This window comes from Pseudomonas sp. Pse35, from assembly GCF_024519715.1.
Lineage (GTDB): Bacteria > Pseudomonadota > Gammaproteobacteria > Pseudomonadales > Pseudomonadaceae > Aquipseudomonas > Aquipseudomonas paracarnis.
On record NZ_JALJRP010000004.1, the window covers coordinates 62,855 to 82,731 of the forward strand.

Below are 19,877 nucleotides of genomic sequence, written 5' to 3' on the forward strand. Positions count from 1 at the left end.
CAACGATAACGCGTGCTCTCTGGACGCACGTGGATGTCCTTGGGTTCTTCGCGAGCACGCTCGCTCCTACAGGGGCATTACACAAAAGAGGGGCGATTACTGGATCAGGCCGAACTCTTTGGCCAGCACTTTGTAGTCAGCCACCTGTTTCTTCACGTAGGTGTCCAGCTCCTGGCCCGTCATGGCGAACGGGAACAGCTCGCGCTGGTCACGCAGCTTGGCGAACTCCTCGGAAGCCAGCAGTTTGTCGAAGGCGTCTTTCCACCAGGCGTAGTCGGCATCGCTGACCTTTGGCCCCAGGTAGAAGCCACGCACCACCGGCCAGACGATGTCGTAGCCTTGCTCTTTGGCGGTCGGGATATCCTTCATTTCCGGCTCATCCAGGCGTTGCTCGGAGAACACCGCCAGCAGGCGCATATCGCCGCTCTGGATATGCGGCATGGAGTCGGAGATGTCGGTACTGCCCACCTGGATATGCCCCCCCAGCAGAGCCGTAGCGATTTCACCGCCACCCTCAAGGGCGACGTAACGCAGTTCGCGCGGGTTGATCCCGGCGGCCTTGGCGATCAGTGCGGTTTGCATCCAGTCCTGGCTGCCGACGGTGCCGCCGGAGCCGATCACCACGCTGCCTGGGTCTTTCTTCAGGGCTTTGACCAGGTCGTCGAGGGTCTTGTAGGGCGAGTCGCTTTTCACCGCGATGGCGCCATAGCTGGTGCCCACTGCCGCCAACCAGCGCACGGCGCTTTCATCAAAACGGCCGAACTTGCCCTGGGCCAGGTTCAGCAGCGAACCGCTCGACCAGGCAACCAACGTGCCCGCATCCGCAGGGCGCTGGGCGACGACCGCGTTGTAGGCTACCGCGCCCACGCCGCCTGGCATGTAGGTCACACGCATCGGCTTGGTCAGCAGCTTTTGGTTCACCAGCGCGCTTTGCGCCAGTTTGCAAGTCAGGTCAAAACCGCCGCCTGGGGAGGCCGGGGCGATGCATTCCGGACGCTTGGGTTCGTCGGCGGCCAGCAGTTGGCCGGCGAACAGCATGCAGCCAGCGGCGAGGGCAAATTTACGCAGTGAAAGGGTCATGGTGATCTCCATCGTTTTTGTTATGAGGGGGTTACTACCAAAGTGCGACGCTGTAGCTGACCAGCAAGCGCATTTCATCTGCGTCACGGGCCGAATAGTTGGAACGATAGGTGGCGTTACGCAGGCGCACGGCCACATCTTTGAACGTGCCGCTTTGCACCACGTACTTGATCTCGCTGTTGCGTTCCCACTCCTTGCCGGTCTCTCCGTTCTTGAGCTTGATGTTGTCACCCGAGAGGTAACGGCTCATGAAACTCAAGCCAGGAATGCCCAGCTTGGCAAAGTCGTAGTCGTAGCGTGCCTGCCAGGAGCGTTCTTCGGCGCCGGCAAAATCGTTGATCTGCACGAAGTTGACCAGGTATGGGTCGCTGCCATCCACATACGGGAAGGCGCTGTCGCCGGACATGTGCTGGTAGCCGGCGCTGAGCTTATGGCCATTGAGGGCATAGCTGAACAAGCCGTTGAGGGACGTGTTGTCGATATTGCCGCCGCGGGCCGAGCCGGTGTCATCGCTGATTGCCAGTCGCAGGTCGGCGGCGAAAGTGCCAGGGCCCATCGGGCGTGAGGCGACCATGCCGAGGAAGTGTTGGCGATACACGTCGTCGAGTTGGGCGAAGTGGTAGCTGCCGGTGATCTTGTCGGCGAACTTGTAGTCGACGCCACCGAAGTTGAAGTGCTTGCCGGTGGCACCGCTGAGGAAGCGGCTGTTCTTGTTATTGAGCGCGATGTCTTCGTAGTTGGTGTCGTCGCGGTCCTTGGCTTTGTCCAGGCGACCACCAGTGAATACCAGGTTCTTGAGTTCCTTGGAGGTGATCAAGCCACCGTTGAAGGTCTGCGGCAGGATGCGCCCGTCGTTGGGCTTGAGGATCGGCAGTTCGGGGATCAGCGAGCCGATCTTCAGCTCGGTGGCGGAGATTTTCACTTTACCGGTCAGGCCCAGCTTGGAGTACTCGTTGGCGGCGCGGCCGTCATCGTGGGTCGGCAGCAGGCCGGTGCCGGTGCGGTCGGGGCTGGAGTCGAGCTTGACGCCGAGCATGCCCAGCGCATCCACGCCAAAGCCGACGGTGCCGTCGGTGTAGCCCGATTGCACGTTGAGCATGAAGCCCTGGGCCCATTCGTCGCGCTTGGATTGCTGGGCACTGGTACCGTCGCGAAAGTCGCGGTTGAAGTACATGTTGCGGGTTTCCAGGGTCGCGCTACTGTCTTCGAAGAAGGCAGCCTGGCTGAGCGGCGAAAAGCCGGCAAGGGCAGCGGCACTGGCGAGGGCGGTGTGGGTCAGGCGGGAAGAACGAACAGGCGGGCAAGCCTGTGGCTGGGTCGACAGCATCGTGGTGTACTCCGTTATTGTTCTTATTCTGGCGAAAACGCTTCGAGGCGTTTTTCGGGCGCTACGGGTCAGGCAACTCGGCGGGCATAGACCACCGTGGTTGGATGCTAAAGGGCGAAGCTTTCACTAACCTTTCAATCGCCTTTCAATGTTTTCGGGCTTCACAGGCCAGGTTGCGGCTGTAAACTGCCGGGCAAAGCGTGGCGTCGACCACCCCTGAACGAGGTAGAAATCCATGCGTGTCCTCCTGGTTGAAGACCATTTGCAGCTCGCCGAAAGCGTGGCCCAAGCGCTCAAGAGCATGGGTTTGACCGTTGATGTGTTGCATGACGGCGTGGCGGCGGACCTGGCCTTGAGCAGCGAGGAATACGCCGCGGTGATCCTGGACGTAGGGTTGCCGCGCCTGGATGGTTTCGAGGTGCTCGCACGTTTGCGGGCACGTGGAAAAAACCTGCCGGTGCTGATGCTGACTGCTCGCAGTGATGTAAAAGACCGCGTGCACGGCCTGAACCTGGGCGCCGATGACTACCTGGCCAAACCGTTTGAACTCACGGAACTCGAAGCACGGGTCAAGGCACTGTTGCGGCGCAGCGTGCTGGGCGGCGAGCGTCAGCAAACCTGCGGTGTGCTGGTGTACGACCTCGACACCCGGCGCTTCACGGTCGCAGGCGAGCTGATGACCTTGACCTCCCGAGAACAAGCGGTGCTCGAAGCGTTGATCGCCCGGCCGGGGCGCGTGATGAGCAAGGAACAATTGGCGTCCCAGGTATTCGGCCTGGACGAGGAGGCCAGTCCCGACGCCATCGAAATCTACGTGCATCGTCTGCGCAAGAAGCTCGATGGCCAACCCATCGCCATCGTCACCTTCCGGGGCCTTGGCTATTTGCTGGAAGCCCGTGATGCATAAGCCCAGCAGCCTGCGCTGGCGCTTGCTGTGCAACCTTGCGTTATTGCTGGTGTTGTTGATGCTCGCCAGCGGCATGAGCGCTTATTGGAACGGTCGCGAAGCCGCCGACACCGCTTATGACCGCACGCTGCTGGCCTCGGCACGCACCATTGCCGCCGGCTTGACCCAGGTGGACGGCACCCTCAGCGCCAATGTGCCCTATGTGGCCTTGGACACTTTTGCCTACGACAGTGCCGGGCGCATTTATTACCAGGTCAATGATATTGATCAGAAACTGATTTCCGGGTACGAAAACCTGCCTGGCCCGCCGCCAGGCACGCCCCGCACCGACGATTATCCAGCCTTGGCGCGGTTCTATAACGCCATGTACCTGGGCCAGCATGTGCGCGTGGTGAGCCTGCTCAAGGCCGTCTCGGAACCGAACATGAACGGCATGGCCGAAATTCGTGTTGCGGAGACCGACGAAGCCCGGGTGGCCATGGCCCGCAGCCTGATGGCCGATACACTGCTGCGTCTGGGCATGCTCGCCATCGGTGCGTTATTGCTGGTGTGGTTCGCGGTGAGCGCCGCACTGCGCCCGCTGGAACGCCTGCGTACGGCGGTGGAAGAGCGCCAGCCTGATGACCTGCGGCCTCTGCCATTAGTGGAAGTTCAGGATGAGTTCGGCCCACTGGTGCGCTCGCTCAACCATTTCACCGAACGTTTGCGCGGGCAGTTCGAGCGCCAGGCACAGTTTATTGCCGACGCTGCCCACGAGCTGCGCACCCCCCTGGCGGCGCTCAAGGCCCGGCTGGAACTGGGCCTGCGTGCCGAAGAACCAGCCAACTGGCGCAGCACCCTGGAGACGGCCGCCCAGGGCACCGACCGCCTGACGCACCTGGCGAATCAATTGTTGTCCCTGGCCCGCATCGAAAACGGTGCCCGCGCCATTGCCGAAGGCGGTGCGCAACTGCTCGATTTAAGCCAATTGGCCCGTGAGCTCGGTATGGCCATGGCGCCGCTGGCCCACGCGCGGGGCGTGGCCCTGGCGCTGGAGGCCGACGAGCCGGTATGGCTGCGCGGCGAACCAACGCTGTTGAATGAGCTGCTCAGCAACCTGGTGGATAACGCCTTGGCCCATACCCCGCCCGGCGGCAATGTGATTCTGCGAGTGACGGCCCCGGCGGTGCTGGAAGTCGAAGATGACGGCCCTGGCATCCCACTGGATGAGCGGGACCGGGTGTTCGAACGCTTTTATCGACGCAGCCAGCAGGGCATGGGGTCGGGCTTGGGGCTGGCGATTGTCGGGGAGATTTGCCGTGCGCACCTGGCGCAGATCAGCCTGCATGATGGCGAGCTGGCGGGGCTTAAGGTGCGCGTGAGTTTTATCGCGGGTTGATCAGTAAAACATCGACCGCGCTTCGTCCAGTTCGCTGCGCAGGGCGTCGCTGTGCAGGTCTATGCGCAACTTCATGAGGGCCGGCAAGGCGGTAATCGGCACGGTCCCCAGGGGGTGGTCGGTGCCGCGGTGGCAGTACAGCGCGGCGACCTGCACCAGGTCGACGTAGTCCAGGCTTGCAGAGTCGCGTGTCAGGTCCAGGTATTGGCCCGGCACGTTCACCAGCATCTCAGGGAAGTCCCAGACCCGCAGCAGCTTGTCCCCCAGCACCGGGTGGATGCTGTCGATGACGTGGTTGAGGCTGACGGGGTCGGCCAGCAGCTCATAGTGATCCTCGGCATACGTGAGGATCGGCAGCACGCCTATCTGATGCACCAAGCCACCCAGGGCCGCCTGGTCTGGCTTGAGCTGGCTGTGGCGACGGCACAAGGCGTAGCTCACGCCCGCCACTTCCAGGCTGCGGCGCCACACGTCGCGCATTTTCTGTTCGACCACCTCTGAGCGGGCGTGGAAGATCTGCTCCATCACCAGGCCGATAGCCAGGTTGCTGCTGTAGTTGGTACCGAGCCGGGTGATGGCGGTGTGCAGGTCGGTGACTTCCTGGCTGGCCCGTAGCAGCGGGCTGTTGACCACTTTGATCAGGCGGGCCGACAGGGCCGTGTCACGACTGATCACTTTGCTCAGGTGGCTGATGCTGATGTCCGGGTCTTCGGCGGCCTGGCGAATTTTCAGGGCCACCTCCGGCAATGTCGGCAGAACCAGGTCATCGTTGTCGATGGCCGTTACCAACGCTTGTTGGACTTTTTCCGCCAGCTTGTTCATTCATGCTCTCTAGGGTGCTGCAAAAAGTACGGCGATTAACGCTGGATCTCGCGGTCACGGTCCAGTTGGTAGGGTAGGTCAAGCAGATTCAAGCCCGGGCCCTCGAGGGTGCCCAAGCGCACGTCGCCACTGTCGGCAGCTTCGGCTTGCAGCACGGCGAGAAGTTCAATCGACTGGTCGGCTTTTGCTGCGATGACCACTTCGCCGATCGCGCTGTTATGGCTCGGGGAAAATAACGGAGTGCCTGGCTCGGGAAGCTCGTTGGCCTCCAGGCTCAGGCGATACAGGCGCCGCTTGAGTTTGCCCAGGTACTGCATGCGCGCGACGATTTCCTGGCCGGTGTAGCAGCCTTTCTTGAAGCTGACGCCGCCCACAGCCTGCAGGTTGAGCATCTGCGGAATGAACAGCTCGCGCGTCTGGGGCATCACCTGGCCGATACCGGCACGGATCTGACCAAGCAACCAGGCATTCAAGTCAGCCTGTTGCAACTGCGCGGCCAATTGGCTGCGCACGGCGTCGGCGTGTTCGGCAGGTACCCAGAGTTCGGCCCGGCCCGGGGAAACGCGGACGGCAATCGATGCCTCGTTGCGCGCCACGCTATCGGTCTCGACCGGCAGCGCGAGGCCCAGGGCGCTCAGGGCCGCGTCTGCGTTCGCCAGGCCGAAGCGCGCCCAGGCAGCGCTTTCGTCGGTGAGCTTGGATTTGGAGAACACCGCGTACTTTTTCAAATCCGCCAACTGCGGCTCAAGCAACTCGGTGGCCATGGCCAGGAGCACGCCATCACCCTGCAGCAGGATGCGGAAGCTCGACTGCATCCGGCCTTTTTGCGTGCAGCGCGCGCCCAGGCTGGCCTGGGTATCACTCAGGTAATTGAGGTTGCAGGTCAGTTGGCCCTGCAGGAACTTGGCAGCATCAGAGCCGCGGACGGCGAGAACGCCTTCGTGGGACAGGGAGCAGAAAAAAGCGGAGTCAGCCATGGGTCATCGCAGGTCAAAAAGTCATGGGTGCATCATAGAGGGGCGTCCGGCAAATGCATAGTTTCCATATAGGGCGACCAAAGCCGACTGTTCCAGTGTCGTCGGGGCTGTATACTTGCGCTCTATTTTAGGAGGGCTCCATGGTCGAAGATGTAGAAATCAATCGCCTCTACTGGCACAGCCGTCGCGGCATGCTGGAGCTGGATGTGTTGCTGGTGCCTTTCACCAAAGAGGTGTATGCGACGCTCAATCAGGTGGACCGCGACCTCTACGTCAGGTTGCTCGAGTGCGAAGACCAGGACATGTTTGGCTGGTTCATGGAGCGCGCCGAATCCGAAGACCCGGAGCTGCAGCGCATGGTTCGGATGATCCTGGATCGTGTCCAGCCCAAGTAATCGTTTCGAATGCCGCTGGCAGGCCTCGCGGCTGTTGCTGGCGGCCTATGTGCTTGCCCAGCTGGTCGCACTGGGCAGCCTGCTGGCTCTCGACCTGCCTTATTCAAGCCTTGGCATCCTGCTATGCCTGGCTCATTGTGCCTGGGTATTGCCGCGGCAAATCCTACTCACTCACCGTTCGTCGATTCGTGGCCTGCGCCGTGACGACGATGGTTGGCAATTATGGAGCGCCGCACGCGGGTGGCACCCAGTGCAGCTGCGGCCCGACAGCCTGGCGTTGCCGCTGATCGTGGTGTTGCGTTACCGAGTGCAGGGTGAACGGCGAGTGCGGTCCATCTGCGTGGCAAAGGATGCGCAGGCCGCCGATGTGCACCGGCGCCTGCGGGTACGCCTGAAGTTCAGCCGCCGTAGGTGGTTGGCACCAGGATAGTGTCCCGGGCTTCGGGCAGCATCTGTGGGTAGTCGAGGGTGTAATGCAGGCCGCGGCTTTCCTTGCGCTCCATGGCCGACCGGATCATCAGCTCGGCCACTTGGGCCAGGTTGCGCAACTCGATCAAGTCGCGGCTGACCTTATAATTGCTATAGAACTCGACCCTTTGAGGCTAAACCCAATGGATACAGGGGTTTCAGCCGATGACCATCAACCACCGCTCCCAAAGTGGGACAAACCTGTTACAAACTGCGCTCGCCAAGCCGTACCACTATCGCCGGTCTGGTCGCTATTACCTTCGCCTTCGCCCTCAAGGAACCGTTAAGGGCTTCTTCACGCTGTCACTCAGGACTACCGACAAGGCCACCGCAATGACCATCTCCGACGACATCCTCTCGACCCTCAAGGCCTACCACTTGGACAACCCCGAGGCGTCATGGGACGAACTCCGTGAGCGCTTGATTGAGTTCGCTGAGTACAACCTGACGATGGCACACGGTGACAGCTCACTGGTCGCTTACGAGATGATCAACGATGAGCATCACTTGGCGCTTCGTAAGGCCTCCGCAAAGCTACCCCTGAGCATCAATCAGCAACGGGCAGTGAGTAAGGCACTGGAGATCCTTGAGGCCTCACAGGAGCGTATGCGGGGGCGTTCAGGGAAGCTGGTCGAGATCGTGAAGGACCTCAATAGTGAACCTTGTGGCACGCCTTTGGCCCTCTCCCTGCCTATATCTGTAAACGCTTCCCCAGCTTTGACCTTCAAGTTCCTTTCTGCGCTGTACATGGAGGAACGCAAAGACAGCATTGAGGCCAGCACCATGCGTGACGTGAAGTCATCGTGTGAGGCTATCAGCGTGATCCTGGGCGACTTGGACATGCGGGGCCACACTCGGGAGGACATGAAGAACCTTCGGGACAAGCTCCTTGAGGACCGCAAAGGTTCCACTGTGAATAAGCTAATGACCCGGCTATCAACGGTGATGGATTGGGCTGTGAATAACGGCTACCTCACCAAGGGCTTCGATAAGGGACTGAAGCTATCCAAGGATGCTGACAGCTCCCGTGAGGCGTTCTCCCAGGATCAGGTAGCAGCCTTGATGGCTTACGCTAACTCACTACCAGTGGACGCATGGCAGCGTTGGGCTTTGTCCCTTGGGGTCATCACAGGGACCCGTATCGAGGAACTGAGGCAGTTGACCAAGGCTGACATTAAGCAGGTTGGGGGCGTGTGGGTCATCGACATCAATAGGAACGATGGCAAGACAGCCAAGACCAAGAATGCTTTGAGGGTCATACCGCTAACTGACGGTGCCTATGGGTTTGACCTTCAGGCGTTCCGTGAGTTTGTCGATAGCTCCGACTCTCGGCTGTTCAAATTGGGCGCTGGTCAGTTCTCGAACGTGCTTAATGGTGCACTACGAGATGTCCTGAGCTTGAACGCTGATCGGACCCAGACCTTTCACTCGTTGCGTCATTCGCTGGCAGGTGCCTTGAAGGCCGCTGAGGTGCCTGTGGGGACCGCTGAGTCCATCTTGGGACACGCTTCAGGTTCGATTAGCTATGACCTGTATGGGGCAGGGAGCGCCGTGGCTATTGAACGGATGGCGAAAGCTCTGGTGAGCGCGTTCCGTATGGCCTTATGATATTGCTGAAAATTGAATGGAGTCGGCTATGAGAAACCTTGATTTATACGGAATTGCTAAGGTCAACAGCGAGCTACAGGCGCGCGCGATAGTAGTGGATCGAATTCCCTCTCTTGGTGAAAAAACAGCTCGAATTATGGCTTGGCAATGTTTCATTCAAGATCAGATAAATTTAGAAGACAGCAACGAGCGAACCTCGAACCTTGCGCGAATTAAACACGGTGAGGCTATAGCTGCTTTTTGGGAAACCGGCGACGAGATGGACGTTGACTCAAATACGTTTGTTTCGTACTTTTTCGATGAGCTTGGTGTCATTAACCGCAAGGTCACCAAAAAGGGTGTGCAGATAGCTTTCTATATCTTCGTCGCCCTCGGGTTATTCGGTTTGTACAAGCTCTTTTCCTGAGCGACGGTTTAGTTACACCTTCGATGAAGATCCAAAAACCCTCACAAGAACACGGTGGCCGCAACGGTCGCCAATTTGATCTTGTGAGGGCACCCTATGACTTTGCTTACTCAACCCGGACCACTTCACCGTCACGTTGATTATGAGACGGGGCACATCCTCCACACTGATCCGACCACGGGCGAGGTCATCACTCAAAGGGAGATGGTCAGGCCCAAGAATCCTGAAGCGCAGTATCAAGCCTGGACTGCTGAGCGTAGGGCTGATAATCGCCTCGCGGCGGACCATGGCAATGTCACCCTGTCAAAGGTTGAACCAACTGCTGAAGCTGTCGAGCCAGCCAATTCAGTCCGTGGCAGACCCAAGACCAGTTTTGCTAATCCAGTAGCTGCCTACATGTACCTTCTCGCGGTGCCTAACCTACTGCCGTGGGTCGATCACATCATCACGGGGTCGATCATCACCAGTGCCGGGGTTACGAATGGCAAGATCAACGTAAAGGCCCGTGCAGTCATCGGTGCGTTGTTCGCCACGGAGATCACGGCGGAGGCCTGCAAGACCGGCGAGATCAGTTTACGGACCGCACAGCGCATCGCCAAGGCTGCCCGACATGCTGCTCATGGGATCGCCTCCTACGTCGAGCGGTACCCTTCAATCAAGGCTGAATTGGACTCGGAGGCTCTATTCCGGGCCTTTCAGACTTAACGCCGGATAATATAAAAGAAAAACTTTATGACCCAGGTCTTTAAGGTCTGGGGGTAAAACTCTGAGTTTCTCAATGCGGACTCCCTGGGATGAAGGTGGACCCAGGGTGAAGGGATTTGCTAATGCAAAATAATCCCTACTCACAAGTGGACTTTAAGATCCCATAAGAAACTCCCTCCCTTTGGGTCTGCCACGGGTCTCGCCATCCGGTACGGACTTCATGATTCCCTAAAGGAATCGAAGCGGTTCGTCAAGTGGATTTAAAAACCCTCACAATAACAGGGACAGCTCGGTTTATTCTGAAATAAATATCAGCAGCCATTCCCTGGTCACAAACGCCCGTCGCTGGGCCAACCATCAATCCAGTCTTTTCTGATAGCGCTCTTCATGCCACGCCGGTTCCCTTTGTCGGGGCTGGATGATCGGCTGTGGGTGCGACCTGGAGAGCGCTATCAGAAAAGGACCGACAACTATGTTTAACGGTATCAAAGAAATCACCATGACCACCGTCGAGATTGCCGCAATGACTGGCAAGCGTCACGACAACGTACTTCGAGATGCACACGCTATTGTCGCGAAGGTTAACGCCCTCAAATCTGAGGAGTGTTCAAATAATGACCAATCTACAGGGGCCATCGAAGCTACATACCTGGACGGGCGGAAGGCTGAGCGCCCGATGCTGGTCCTCAACAAGCACATGGTATTCACCCTTATCACCGGTTATGACACTGGTCTGCGCTACACCGTGGTCGGTCGCTGGATCGAACTGGAGCAGGCAGCCAACCCGGCGTTCGCCTCACAGGCAATCACGGAAACGCTGATCGACCTGCAAACCCGAGTCGATGCAATGGCACCAGCCTACGACGAACATGTCCGTAAAGGGACCACCACGGGCTATACGTGGCGTGAAGCCTGCCGTCTGGCTGGCGTAGCGAACCCAGATAAGGTGATGGAAATGTTCATCTCCACGGGGCGCGCAGCTAAGCGCAAGGATCTGACCCGGATGCACCCTAAGTACGCCAAGAGCGGTTGGGTCCGTGAGGTCTCCACGTCCAACAAGGCTATTCAACTGACCGGCCACCTCTTCAAGGTCACCCTCAAGGGTATCAATGAGTGGCTTCGACCGAACGCTGAGAACATCGCCAAGGGACTGATCGAACACCGCAAGCCTCGTCCTGTGGTCGACACTGACGGCTATGTGATCGACATCAAGGGCGATGGCGCTGCACGCATGACGATTGCCGATCTACCGAAGGGAATGTGCCCGTGACTTTCACCGAACAGCTAAACGCATTCTTCACGTCTCCAGCCAGCCGAACCAAGCTGATCACCTTGCGCACAATCTGGCGTGATTGGCATGTCCGCGAACAGGTCATCACCAACGATGAGTATGGAGTGGACTACCAGAAACTTATAGGACACCTGAAGGCGATCAATCCGGTCATGGTCTCATTCGTCGAGTCCATCACCACCACAACCAGCATGAATCTTGACGCCGTTATGCGAGCGCCCATGCGCATCCCGCTGACCCGCCAGCCGATCACTTCCCCGCTTTAACTTTCCGCCGTCCGCCATCGGCACCCGGATCACACCCGCCAAGCTACAGACCCGTGATCGCACTAACTAACCCAAACCCAGAAGATATTGATCATGACCTTGAGAGGCCCGTGCGGCTACTCCTTGCCATCTGGTCACGTTGCCTCTATGCGGCAAGGCCATGAATCAATGTCTCGATGTAGGAGACCCAACACTATGCAACTGAATATCCAAAACGTAACCCCTGAAACTGTCGAAGTACAAGGTCAGGTCGTGGCTCGTGCTTACGCTGAAGGCGTGATGCTGGCTACCTTGATTGCCACAGCGGGAACCAATAAGCCTGCCCAGGAAGTCATCGTAAGCCAGTACATGGACGCTGGGCTGAGCGTTGCTGCCTTCCCGGCCATCGTGAGGTCCGTCGAGACCCGTAAGTTTGTGGCCGAGCGTGAAACTGCAGAGCGCCTCAAAGAAGCTCGTGAACATGCGGAGCGCTTCAAGTCCTACGAGATCACCCCTTTGGACGAAGCGCGTCGCCGTGCCAAGCGTGAAGACCGTGAGCGCAAGTATCAAGACATGGGCCGCGCTATCCGCAGTGCCAATGGTCGTAGCGACTTCTCGTCTGGCAACTGGCTCGACAACAACAACTAAGCCTGTCCTTTCTCAACTTTATTCAGGAGACCAATTTCATGTCCAACCCATTCAAATCTACAGATCACCGCGACCAACGCGACCGCTACACCACGCCGACTTCCTATGAGGCTGCCGTATGGGGCAATGGCGGTAACCTTCAGTTCACCACCCAGGCCTCTATGGGCGCCCAGGCGACTGACTCCAGTGTGCTGGCCCAGGCCATCACCCAAGGTATGGACGAATTCTTCAATGGTGGCGAATGGCACGACAACGCTGTCGATGCGATCCCCTGCGAGTTCCGCCCTAAGGGCACCGAGCCGACCCCCGTTCAACTGGTCAACATGGTCAATCGCAACGTAGAGTTTGACCCGCGCCAGTCGATCTACGATCACTCCAAGATCACTAAAGGGGAGGCCGTAGCGGGCGACTTCATCTTCACTGAGCCGACCAATACCGCTGCGTTCTTCTCGCACCGCTTCACCCTTCTGGATGCTCATGTGGTCGCTGGTTTCACCGGCAACGGCATGGAACAGATGATGGACAAGATGCTGGCCGACTTCGAGAAGGCATGTGGTTCCACCGTTGTGGACATCCTCATTAAGTCCCCAAGCACCGAAGCCAAGGAGGTCACCATTGCGGGCACCACTCCACGAGATCGTGCTGAGGACTGGATCGACGCTTTGACCATGAGCATCAACCAGTCGGTAGGTAACTCTCTGAGCGACTTCGTGTTGCTGATGCACATGACCGAGCAGGCAATGCTTGAGCGTGCTGCCCAGCGTGCCGGTGTCGAATCCATTGAGGACCTGTTGGGTTGCCGCACTCAGTTCTACTCTGGGTCTGACCGTGGTGTCTTCATGCTGCCTAAGGGCTTTGCCTCGCTGTCGTTCCGCCATGATCAAGAAGGCGACGTATGGAAGATCCTGGCGAGCCGTAACGCTGGCGTACAGGGCTGGGACTTTGAGGTGAGCGGTGTGGCTGACGTAATGGCTCAGGCCAAGGTCAGGATCAAGTTGGCAAACCCAGCGGACCCTACTGAGAAACTTCAGGTCGAGACCGTAGACTTCCCGTTGATCACCCGTGTGGTCGTCAAGCCGTAACACCCGCTGTATCCATGAGGTCCGTAATGGGCCTCGTGGGCGAGCTGTTTAGTTGCTATGCTTGGGCATCGACCATGTTACGGCAAGGCCAGCCATGAGTTTTACTCTCTGTTATACCTACAAGGACAAACGGGTGGTTACGAAGATACAAGTCGATCACCTGACCCCATATGCAGCCGTTTGCTTTGCCCTGCTCCAGTCAGGGGCCACCAACGACTCAAGTGGTGGAGGCTGGCCTAAATCCTATGAGGGCATCCTTGAGATTGCCACTCAATACGGTCTCACAAACCTGACGGTTCACCGATCCCTTAACTCTTAGGACAACTTCATGGACACGTTTAGCGCGGCCTACGGGCCTGCGTTGGTGTTCATGTGGCCTTCTGGCTGTATGGGTGCCTCAAGGGCACCTCATGAGGATCTGGCACAAAAATCTGAGTGACCACCTGTAACTACTAACCTGCGCGCTTACCCCCATAGGCCCTCGCATGCTCGCTCAGGCGCACGATAAGGACCCTTGCGGGCAGGTGATAAGGACCTCAGCGTTGGGACAAATGTGCGCCAAAGCTGTTACAAACTGGGGCCCCATGGTGCTACGCTATGGCTCCTAACGTGCCTCATTTGTCGGGTGTAAGGATCGTATCCTTCGCCTCTGGCAGCAGCTCTGGATAGTCCAACGTGTAGTGCAGACCCCGAGATTCCTTACGTTTCATGGCAGACCTGATCATCAGTTCCGCTACTTGAGCAAGGTTCCTCAATTCAATCAGGTCTCTGCTTACGCGATAGTTGCTATAGAACTCGTCGATCTCATCCAGCAGCAAGCGCACCCGATGTTGCGCCCGTTGCAGGCGTTTGTTGGTGCGCACGATGCCCACATAGTCCCACATGAAGCGCCGCAGCTCGTCCCAGTTGTGGGCGATGATCACATCCTCGTCCGAATCGGTGACCTGGCTCGCGTCCCAGCGGGGCAGGGCGGCCGGTACCGGGATGCGCGGCAGTTGCTCAAGAATGTCCGCTGCCGCCGAGCGCGCATACACGAAGCATTCAAGCAATGAATTGCTGGCCATGCGGTTAGCGCCGTGCAGGCCGGTGAAGCTGGTTTCGCCGATGGCATACAGGCCCGGTACGTCGGTGCGGCCATGCTGATCGACCATCACGCCACCGCAGGTGTAGTGCGCGGCCGGTACCACGGGGATCGGGCCCTTGGTGATGTCGATGTTGAAGGTCAGGCAGCGTTCGTAGACGGTCGGGAAGTGGGTCTTGATGAAGGCTTCGGGCTTGTGGCTGATGTCCAGGTACACGCAGTCGATACCCAGGCGCTTCATTTCGTGGTCGATGGCGCGGGCGACGATATCGCGTGGTGCCAGCTCGGCGCGTGGGTCGAAGCGCTGCATGAAGCGTTCGCCATTGGGCAGCTTCAAATGTGCGCCTTCGCCGCGCAGGGCTTCGGTGATCAGGAAGCTCTTGGCCTGCGGGTGGTACAGGCACGTGGGGTGGAATTGGTTGAACTCCAGGTTGGCGACCCGGCAGCCCGAGCGCCAGGCCATCGCAATGCCGTCGCCGCAGGCACCGTCGGGGTTGCTGGTATAGAGGTAGACCTTGGCGGCGCCGCCCGAGGCGAGAATGGTGAAGCGTGCGCCATAGGTATCGACTTCACCGCTGGTGCGGTTGAGTACGTAGGCGCCCAGGCAGCGTTCGCCCGGCAGGCCCAAGCGTTTTTCGGTGATCAGGTCGACCGCGACGCGCTGCTCCAGCAATTGGATATTTGGACGTTGGCGGGCCTGGTCGAGCAGGGTCTTGAAAATCGCGGCCCCGGTGGCATCGGCAGCGTGAATGATTCGGCGATGGCTGTGGCCGCCTTCACGGGTCAGGTGGAACTCAAAGCCACCGTCGTCGCTGCCGGCATGTTCATCGCGGGTGAAAGGCACACCTTGGTCGATCAACCATTGGATGGCTTCCCGGCTGTGCTCGACGGTGAAGCGCACGGCGTCTTCGTTGCACAGGCCACCGCCAGCGTTAAGGGTGTCTTCGACGTGGGATTGCACGGTGTCTGTGTCGTCCAGCACCGCAGCAACGCCGCCCTGGGCCCAGAAGGTCGAGCCGTTGGCCAGGTCGCCTTTGCTCAAAACCGCTATACGCAAATGGCTGGGCAGGGTCAGGGCCAGGCTCAAGCCGGCGGCGCCGCTGCCGATTACGAGGACATCGTGTTGAAACTGTTGGCTCATTTGACGGATTCCGCAAAAAGCGATCCAAAGGGGGGCGCAAACAGGACGCCTGGATCGGCGAATCAAAGGGTCACACGGGCCACTAGTATATAGAGGGGTGGAGCGGCACAATAGCCACGCCTTCGTGGCATTGTGAGATTATGCTGCGCAGCTTTGGGAAACGGCCGGTTGGCGGGACGGGAACTTTTTGCATAAGCCCCGACTCAATAGCAGGTTGCCCGAAAGCTGGGAAAACGTTGAGTTTATTGGCCCGTCGGGAGCATTGGACGCGTCACGAAACCGGCGACAAGATTATTCGCGCAGCCGGCACCGACCGTGCTGCGTTTTTCGTGTGTGCCAAATCAGTGCATGCCGGAAACTTGCTTGAAGGGGGAGAACTTTTGCGAAAAGCCCGAGTCTATGTTTGCAAGCCTGATCGTTTAGTTATGCAAGCCTCCTTCAAGTACAACGAGGAGTGTTCATGCTAACCCAGGAAGAGGATCAGCAGCTGGTCGAGCGCGTACAGCGCGGTGATAAGCGAGCATTTGATCTGCTAGTGCTGAAATACCAGCACAAAATTCTCGGGTTGATCGTGCGGTTTGTGCACGACACCCATGAAGCGCAGGACGTTGCGCAGGAAGCCTTTATCAAGGCTTACCGTGCACTTGGAAATTTCCGCGGTGACAGTGCGTTTTACACGTGGCTATACCGCATCGCCATCAACACGGCGAAAAACTATCTGGTGTCACGCGGTCGCCGCCCACCAGACAGTGATGTCAGTTCAGAAGATGCTGAATTCTACGATGGTGATCACGGCCTCAAAGATCTCGAGTCGCCGGAGCGTGCATTGCTGCGCGACGAGATCGAAGGCACCGTCCATCGCACTATTCAGCAACTGCCAGAAGATTTGCGTACGGCGTTAACTTTACGTGAATTCGATGGTCTGAGTTACGAAGACATTGCGAGCGTCATGCAATGTCCGGTGGGGACTGTGAGGTCGCGGATTTTCCGGGCCCGGGAAGCCATCGACAAAGCCTTGCAACCGTTGTTGCAGGAAAACTAAAGACAGCGGCGACAGCCAAGAGAGGAACCGCCATGAGTCGTGATGCCCTGCAGGAATCGCTGTCCGCAGTGATGGATAACGAAGCGGATGAACTGGAACTTCGTCGAGTGCTCAACGCATTTGATGACGCCGAAACCCGTGATACCTGGTCTCGTTACCAAGTCGCTCGGGCGGTGATGCACAAGGATCTCCTAATCCCTCGTCTGGATATTGCTGCGGCCGTTTCTGCTGCACTGGCTGATGAAGCCGTTCCGGCAAAAGCCTCGCGTGGTCCGTGGCGCAGCCTGGGTCGTCTGGCAGTGGCCGCTTCGGTGACTGTTGCTGTGTTGGCAGGTGTTCGCCTGTACAACCAGGACGAGATCGCAGGCAACGAGCTGGCCCAACAGACTCAGCAACCGGTCATGGCCGGTCCGCAAGTCAAAGGTCCGGCCGTGCTGGCTGGCTACAAGGAAAGCACTGATACCACCGGCCCTATGGCTAATGGTGTACTTCAGGGGCAATCCGGCTGGCAGGATCAGCGCCTTCCAGGCTACCTGCGTCAACATGCGCAGGAATCGGCTGCCAAAGGCACTGACAGCGCTCTGCCATACGCTCGTGCAGCAAGCCAGGAAAACCGCTGATTCGCTAAGGAGCCCTATGCGCGCCATACCGCTCCTTACGCTTTTGCTCAGTAGTTGGTTTGCACTATCCGCCCATGCCGATGAAGCCCAAGACTGGCTGATTCGACTTGGGCGTGCAGAGCAGCAGCAAAGCTTTGAAGGTACGTTTGTCTACGAACGTAACGGCAGTTTTTCTACCCATGACATCTGGCACCGTGTCCAGAATGGTCATGTCCGTGAACGCTTGTTGCAACTTGACGGCTCCGCCCAGGAAGCGGTCAGGGTTGATGGTCGGGCACAATGTGTCAGTGGCACGTTGGCAGCTGGTCTCGGTCAGTCACCTGAGGCACCCTCGCGTATTCTTGATCCAAAAAAACTCACTTCATTCTATGACCTGGCCGTTATTGGCAAATCGCGCGTGGCCGGTCGTCATGCGGTGATTGTGTCGATCAGCCCGCGTGATCCCTACCGTTATGGGTTTGAATTACACCTGGACCGTGAAACTGCGCTGCCGCTTAAATCCTTGCTGCTGAATGACCAAGGGCAGTTGTTGGAGCGTTTTCAGTTCACCCGTCTGGATGCTTCGGCCATTCCTTCTGACCAGGACTTGCAGCCCAGCGGCGACTGTTCGCCGGTAACGATGTCCGCCGCTAAAGCACCTGAGCTGTCTGCCACGCAAAAGTGGCATCTGGACTGGCTACCGCCTGGTTTCCAACAGATCAGCAGCGCTACGCGCAAAGATGCCCAAACGAAATCTACCGTCGACAGCCTGATGTATGACGATGGGCTCGCGCGTTTTTCGGTGTTTCTTGAGTCAGCCAACGGCGCCGATGTGAATGAAACCCGCGCTCAGCTTTGGCCGACCGTGGCAGTATCCCGGCGTTTGAATACGGTAGATGGCGAAATGATGGTCACGGTGGTGGGCGAAATTCCCATTGGCACTGCTGAGCGCATCGCGTTGTCGGTGCGTGGTGAAAAGGCCGCCGCCAAGCCCTGAGATTGTTAATCTTATGTTCATCCTGGTCTATCAATCTGGGCCCGAATTTCGTTGGGTGCTGGGCGTATGAAATCTCTGGATCAGCATTTTCACTTGCAAAAACTTCCCATGTTTTTTATAGGTCAGGGTTTGATGGCTCTGGCCTTGTTTGTTCGCGGAACAAAAATGCCGCTCGCAGTATCCGGCGTTTATTGAACCCTGTCGCTTAACCCTGCTCGTCGTAACGGGAGCTGTATGTCGATACCACGTTTGAAGTCTTACTTATCCATAGTCGCCACAGTGCTGGTGCTGGGCCAGGCCTTACCTGCGCAAGCGGTCGAGCTGCCTGACTTCACCCAACTGGTGGAGCAGGCCTCGCCTGCCGTGGTGAACATCAGTACCACGCAGAAGCTGCCGGATCGCAAAGTCTCGAACCAGCAGATGCCCGACCTGGAAGGCTTGCCGCCCATGTTGCGCGAGTTCTTCGAACGCGGGATGCCGCAACCTCGCTCTCCTCGTGGCGGCGGTGGTCAGCGCGAAGCCCAGTCCCTGGGCTCCGGCTTCATCATTTCGCCTGACGGCTACATCCTCACCAACAACCACGTGATTGCCGATGCCGACGAGATTCTCGTGCGCCTGGCCGACCGCAGTGAACTCAAGGCCAAGCTGATTGGTACCGATCCACGTTCCGACGTGGCTTTGCTCAAAATCGATGGCAAGGACTTGCCGGTGCTTAAACTGGGCAAGTCCCAGGACCTGAAGGCCGGTCAGTGGGTGGTCGCGATCGGTTCGCCGTTCGGCTTTGACCATACCGTTACCCAAGGCATCGTCAGCGCCATTGGTCGCAGCCTGCCAAACGAAAACTACGTGCCGTTCATCCAGACCGACGTGCCGATCAACCCGGGCAACTCCGGTGGTCCGCTGTTCAACCTGGCCGGCGAAGTGGTGGGGATCAACTCGCAGATATACACCCGCTCCGGTGGCTTCATGGGCGTGTCCTTCGCGATCCCGATCGATGTGGCCATGGACGTCTCCAATCAGCTCAAAAGCGGCGGCAAGGTCAGCCGCGGCTGGTTGGGTGTGGTAATCCAGGAAGTGAACAAGGACCTGGCTGAGTCCTTCGGTCTCGACAAGCCGGCCGGTGCCCTGGTTGCGCAGATTCAGGACAATGGCCCTGCGGCCAAGGGCGGCCTGAAAGTCGGTGACGTAATTCTGAGCATGAACGGCCAGCCGATCATCATGTCGGCGGACTTGCCTCACTTGGTCGGCGCGCTCAAGGCCGGCGGCAAAGCCAAGCTGGAAGTGATTCGTGATGGCAAGCGCCAGAACGTCGAACTGACCGTTGGGGCAATTCCGGAAGAAGGCGCGACCCTGGACGCCCTGGGCAACGCCAAGCCAGGCGCCGAGCGCAGCAGTAACCGCCTGGGTATCGCCGTCGTTGAACTGACCGCCGAGCAGAAGAAAACCTTCGACCTGCAAAGCGGTGTCGTGATCAAGGAAGTGCAGGACGGCCCAGCCGCCTTGATCGGCCTGCAACCGGGTGACGTGATCACCCACTTGAACAACCAGGCAATCGATACCACCAAGGAATTCGCCGACATCGCCAAGGCGTTGCCGAAGAATCGCTCGGTGTCGATGCGCGTCCTGCGTCAAGGCCGTGCCAGCTTCATCACCTTCAAACTGGCCGAGTAATCCGCTA

At 58.5% G+C, this 19,877-nt stretch carries 20 protein-coding genes and 1 pseudogene; 15 read left to right on the top strand and 6 right to left on the bottom strand.

Annotation, left to right across the window (positions count from 1 at the left end; genetic code table 11):
• Positions 1–96: 96 nt before the first annotated feature.
• Both OC445_RS04340 and OC445_RS04345 read right to left on the bottom strand, forming a co-directional pair.
• Complete coding sequence (locus OC445_RS04340) at positions 97–1,086, bottom strand: Bug family tripartite tricarboxylate transporter substrate binding protein (RefSeq protein ID WP_161793218.1); 990 nt, start codon at positions 1,084–1,086, stop codon at positions 97–99.
• Between the two features lie 28 nt (positions 1,087–1,114).
• Positions 1,115–2,407, bottom strand: a complete 1,293-nt coding sequence (locus tag OC445_RS04345) for an OprD family porin (protein ID WP_054897614.1) — start codon at positions 2,405–2,407, stop codon at positions 1,115–1,117.
• A 235-nt stretch (positions 2,408–2,642) separates the two neighbouring features.
• On the opposite strand from OC445_RS04345, the gene OC445_RS04350 reads away from it, so the two are divergent.
• Together OC445_RS04350 and OC445_RS04355 are read left to right on the top strand one after the other, a co-directional pair.
• Entirely contained in the window at positions 2,643–3,314 is a 672-nt protein-coding gene (locus tag OC445_RS04350) for a response regulator (RefSeq protein WP_014717358.1), read from the top strand.
• Positions 3,307–4,692, top strand: coding sequence for a sensor histidine kinase (locus tag OC445_RS04355; protein WP_197900777.1), 1,386 nt, complete (start codon positions 3,307–3,309; stop codon positions 4,690–4,692). Before OC445_RS04350 ends, OC445_RS04355 begins: the two co-directional genes overlap by 8 nt.
• Here OC445_RS04355 and OC445_RS04360 read toward each other — a convergent pair whose 3' ends face one another.
• Both OC445_RS04360 and OC445_RS04365 read right to left on the bottom strand, forming a co-directional pair.
• Complete coding sequence (locus OC445_RS04360; protein WP_034126564.1) at positions 4,693–5,514, bottom strand: HDOD domain-containing protein; 822 nt, start codon at positions 5,512–5,514, stop codon at positions 4,693–4,695.
• Between the two features lie 35 nt (positions 5,515–5,549).
• Positions 5,550–6,491: a YgfZ/GcvT domain-containing protein gene (locus OC445_RS04365; RefSeq protein WP_057975661.1), complete on the bottom strand. Its 942-nt coding sequence runs from the start codon at positions 6,489–6,491 to the stop codon at positions 5,550–5,552.
• Between the two features lie 140 nt (positions 6,492–6,631).
• Here OC445_RS04365 and OC445_RS04370 point away from each other — a divergent pair, with 140 nt between their 5' ends.
• The gene (locus OC445_RS04370; RefSeq protein WP_003189444.1) at positions 6,632–6,886 is read left to right on the top strand and encodes a succinate dehydrogenase assembly factor 2; all 255 of its coding nucleotides are present in this window, start codon (positions 6,632–6,634) and stop codon (positions 6,884–6,886) included.
• Positions 6,870–7,316: a protein YgfX gene (locus OC445_RS04375; RefSeq protein WP_034126566.1), complete on the top strand. Its 447-nt coding sequence runs from the start codon at positions 6,870–6,872 to the stop codon at positions 7,314–7,316. Before OC445_RS04370 ends, OC445_RS04375 begins: the two co-directional genes overlap by 17 nt.
• Here the strand turns inward: OC445_RS04375 and OC445_RS04380 are convergent.
• Positions 7,285–7,476: pseudogene (locus OC445_RS04380) on the bottom strand (L-aspartate oxidase); the annotation flags it as partial. The gene OC445_RS04375 and the pseudogene OC445_RS04380 sit on opposite strands and share 32 nt — an antisense overlap.
• 43 nt (positions 7,477–7,519) lie before the next feature.
• On the opposite strand from OC445_RS04380, the gene OC445_RS04385 reads away from it, so the two are divergent.
• From OC445_RS04385 to OC445_RS04415, 7 genes are all read left to right on the top strand, one after another.
• Positions 7,520–8,962, top strand: a complete 1,443-nt coding sequence (locus OC445_RS04385) for a tyrosine-type recombinase/integrase (protein WP_056790525.1) — start codon at positions 7,520–7,522, stop codon at positions 8,960–8,962.
• Positions 8,963–8,990: 28 nt separating this feature from the next.
• A complete protein-coding gene (locus OC445_RS04390; RefSeq protein ID WP_056790528.1) occupies positions 8,991–9,368 on the top strand; it encodes a hypothetical protein in 378 nt (125 codons plus the stop codon).
• 96 nt (positions 9,369–9,464) lie between these two features.
• Entirely contained in the window at positions 9,465–10,073 is a 609-nt protein-coding gene (locus OC445_RS04395) for a hypothetical protein (RefSeq protein ID WP_153442915.1), read from the top strand.
• A 472-nt stretch (positions 10,074–10,545) separates the two neighbouring features.
• On the top strand, positions 10,546–11,343 hold the full coding sequence (locus tag OC445_RS04400) for a Rha family transcriptional regulator (RefSeq protein WP_056789493.1): 798 nt from the start codon (positions 10,546–10,548) through the stop codon (positions 11,341–11,343).
• Positions 11,340–11,630 (top strand): hypothetical protein, encoded by a 291-nt coding sequence (locus OC445_RS04405; protein ID WP_056789494.1) that lies wholly within the window; start codon positions 11,340–11,342, stop codon positions 11,628–11,630. The genes OC445_RS04400 and OC445_RS04405 overlap by 4 nt, the downstream gene beginning before the upstream one ends.
• A gap of 195 nt (positions 11,631–11,825) precedes the next feature.
• The gene (locus OC445_RS04410) at positions 11,826–12,257 is read left to right on the top strand and encodes a hypothetical protein (protein ID WP_056789497.1); all 432 of its coding nucleotides are present in this window, start codon (positions 11,826–11,828) and stop codon (positions 12,255–12,257) included.
• Positions 12,258–12,295: 38 nt separating this feature from the next.
• Positions 12,296–13,339, top strand: a complete 1,044-nt coding sequence (locus tag OC445_RS04415) for a hypothetical protein (protein ID WP_056789499.1) — start codon at positions 12,296–12,298, stop codon at positions 13,337–13,339.
• Positions 13,340–13,953: 614 nt separating this feature from the next.
• On the opposite strand, the gene nadB is transcribed toward OC445_RS04415, so the two are convergent.
• Entirely contained in the window at positions 13,954–15,561 is a 1,608-nt protein-coding gene (gene nadB, locus OC445_RS04420) for an L-aspartate oxidase (protein WP_020301035.1), read from the bottom strand.
• Between the two features lie 460 nt (positions 15,562–16,021).
• Here nadB and rpoE point away from each other — a divergent pair, with 460 nt between their 5' ends.
• The 4 genes from rpoE to OC445_RS04440 all read left to right on the top strand — a co-directional run bounded on the left by rpoE (position 16,022) and on the right by OC445_RS04440 (position 19,870).
• Positions 16,022–16,603 (top strand): RNA polymerase sigma factor RpoE, encoded by a 582-nt coding sequence (gene rpoE, locus OC445_RS04425; protein ID WP_003172477.1) that lies wholly within the window; start codon positions 16,022–16,024, stop codon positions 16,601–16,603.
• A gap of 32 nt (positions 16,604–16,635) precedes the next feature.
• Entirely contained in the window at positions 16,636–17,223 is a 588-nt protein-coding gene (locus OC445_RS04430; RefSeq protein ID WP_034126575.1) for a sigma-E factor negative regulatory protein, read from the top strand.
• 16 nt (positions 17,224–17,239) lie between these two features.
• A complete protein-coding gene (locus tag OC445_RS04435; RefSeq protein WP_262019974.1) occupies positions 17,240–18,199 on the top strand; it encodes a MucB/RseB C-terminal domain-containing protein in 960 nt (319 codons plus the stop codon).
• Positions 18,200–18,433: 234 nt separating this feature from the next.
• A complete protein-coding gene (locus OC445_RS04440) occupies positions 18,434–19,870 on the top strand; it encodes a DegQ family serine endoprotease (protein WP_014717365.1) in 1,437 nt (478 codons plus the stop codon).
• Positions 19,871–19,877: the final 7 nt, after the last annotated feature.